The organism is Streptomyces ossamyceticus (genome assembly GCF_001418475.1).
Lineage (GTDB): Bacteria > Actinomycetota > Actinomycetes > Streptomycetales > Streptomycetaceae > Streptomyces > Streptomyces ossamyceticus.
Map to the genome: position 1 here is coordinate 1 of NZ_LIQX01000744.1, position 1,602 is coordinate 1,602.

General features: G+C 67.8%; 3 protein-coding genes. 1 reads left to right on the forward strand and 2 read right to left on the reverse strand.

All coding sequences use genetic code 11. The annotated features are described in order from the left end of the window. A partial coding sequence (locus tag AOK15_RS37900) for an ATP-binding protein (protein WP_055523336.1) occupies positions 1-318 on the reverse strand: 318 nt, incomplete at its 3' end. A 46-nt stretch (positions 319-364) separates the two neighbouring features. Next, the gene (locus AOK15_RS37905) at positions 365-772 is read right to left on the reverse strand and encodes an NUDIX hydrolase (RefSeq protein ID WP_055523332.1); all 408 of its coding nucleotides are present in this window, start codon (positions 770-772) and stop codon (positions 365-367) included. A 107-nt stretch (positions 773-879) separates the two neighbouring features. Between AOK15_RS37905 and AOK15_RS37910 the strand changes: the two genes are divergently transcribed. Then, a partial coding sequence (locus tag AOK15_RS37910; RefSeq protein WP_055523334.1) for a GntR family transcriptional regulator occupies positions 880-1,602 on the forward strand: 723 nt, incomplete at its 3' end.

The following is a 1,602-nucleotide window of genomic DNA, read 5'->3' on the forward strand; positions in this document are numbered from 1 at the left end:
CAGGCCCCGGCCGTGTTCGGCTTCGTCGTCCTGGTGCTCGGCCTTGGGGGCCGTGCCGGTTCCTCCGCCGTCCGTCACCGACAGTGCGATCACCTGCCGGGTCACCGCGAGGGCCAGGTGGAAGCTGCCGGATTCCATTCCGCTGGCCGTGTGGAGGATCGCGTTCGCGCTCAGCTCGCTCACGATCAGCTCGGCGTCCTCGGCCAGGGGTGATCCGCGCAGGATGTCGCGGGTCCAGCGGCGGGCCCGGCTCACCTCTTCCGGAAATCCTGGGCAAGTGAGTCCCCAGACCCGCGCACTGCTCGTATACTCGTGCATACAAGTTCCTTCATGCTGGTAGGCCGCCATGTGCAGCGGGTTCGGGCTAGATGAGTTTCACGCCGTCGTGGGCGCGGATGGCCGGCGGGGATGCGGCGTCGAGTGCGTCCAGGACGCGGATCGCGTATGCCTCGTCGGCAAGCTCGGTGACTTCTTCACGGGTGGCCCAGCGCAGTGCGCGGGTCTCGTCGCCGGTGGTCGGCGTGCCGTCGGCCGCTTCGCAGCGGAAGACGAGCGAGACGATCAGGCCCGTCATGTTCTTGTAGACGCCGGTCAGGGTCACGGGAAGTGCGATCTTGATGCCGGTCTCTTCGTGGACTTCGCGCTGGAGGGCTTCGGGGAGGGTTTCCTCGCGTTCGAGGACTCCGCCCGGGGGTTCCCACTTGCCGTTGTCACGGCGTTTGATCAAAAGGGCCCGGCCCTGGTCGTCGACGATGACTCCGGCGACGCTCACGGAGTGCGGACGGTCAGTGCTCACGTTCCTCGGCCCTCTCGGCTGGCTAGGCTCTCCACCGTAGCAACAACAATCGCCCACTCGTCTAGATATCTAAAGGAGTACACGTGCCCTCTCTTCCTTCCGGCCTCCTCGGCGATCTCGACCCCACGAGCGATCGTGCGGTCTTTCGGCAGATCGCCGACCAGCTGCGCGAGGCCATCGACCGTGGGCGGTTCAAGGAGGGCGAGAAGCTGCCCTCGGAAGCGGAACTCGTCGATCACTACGGGGTATCCCGGATGACAGTCCGAAACTCCTTCTCCGTCCTCCAAGGCGAGGGTCTCGTGCACGCCGAGCACGGCAAGGGCGTCTTCGTCCGGCCCCGGCCACCCGTGCGGCGACTCGCCTCCGACCGCTTCTCCCGGCGCCACCGGGAACAGGGCAAGGCGGCCTTCATCGTCGAAGCGAACGCCGCCGGCAGTCACCCCCAGGTCGACAGTCTTGAGGTCAAGGAAGAGAAGGCCAGTCAGGACGTCTCGGCCCGGCTGGGGTCCGTGCGGCGGGTGCTGGCTCGTAGGCGCCGGTATCTCCTCGACGGGCGGCCGGTCGAGTTCGCCACCTCGTATCTCCCGCTCGACATCGCTCGCGGTACGCCGATCGCCGAGCCGAACCCCGGACCCGGCGGGATCTACGCCCGGCTGGAGGAGCTGGGCCACCGCCTCGACCACTTCGAGGAGGAGATCCGCGCCCGGATGCCTTCGCCCGCCGAGGTGAAGACGCTCCGACTGGCCTCCGGTGTACCCGTCATCCACCTGATCCGCACCGCCTTCGACGCGGAGGGGCGGGCCGTG